Source organism: Vibrio sp. 1288 (genome assembly GCF_033344475.1).
Genome location: NZ_JAWPOX010000854.1, coordinates 1 through 582 on the forward strand (window position 1 = coordinate 1; position 582 = coordinate 582).

Annotated in this window: 1 protein-coding gene; it reads right to left on the reverse strand. The window is 47.1% G+C overall.

From position 1 onward, the window contains the following. Window positions 1-132: 132 nt before the first annotated feature. On the reverse strand, window positions 133-582 hold a 450-nt coding region (locus R8O11_RS29740; RefSeq protein ID WP_318195194.1), incomplete at its 5' end, for an FtsW/RodA/SpoVE family cell cycle protein.

Genomic DNA, 582 nt, shown 5'->3' on the forward strand with positions numbered 1-582 from the left:
ACCTTCTAGATGACTGCGACGACGTTCAGCAGGTATACCACAACGCTGAGCTATAATTTTTAGCTTTCGTTGTTGTAAAAAAGGCTTCCCGAGGGAAGCCTTTTTTGATCGTGCTGATGGTTGCGAGCAGCGCTAAGTATTACGGTATTTGGAGTAACACAGAGACATGATTACGCCAAAGCAGATGCCCTGTGTCAGCATGGCTGTTCCGCCGTAACTAAAGAATGGAAGCGGGCTCCCCATCACTGGCAACAATCCACTCACCATTCCAGTATTAATAAAGGCGTAGAGGAAGAAGCTCATCGCCAAGGTGCCACTGACTAAGCGACTAAAAAAGTGCTCAGATTGGCATGCTAGCAACATCACCCGTGCTGTAATAAATAGGTATAGCGTCAGCAATACCACACAGCCAATGAACCCCCATTCCTCCGCATAGGTTGAAAAGATAAAATCGGTATGACTTTCTGGAATAAAGCCCAGTGTTCCTTGTGTGGCATTCATCCAACCTTTGCCTTTCATACCGCCCGAGCCAATCGCAATCAGCGACTGAATGATTTGGTAACCAGAGCCAAGTGGGTCAGA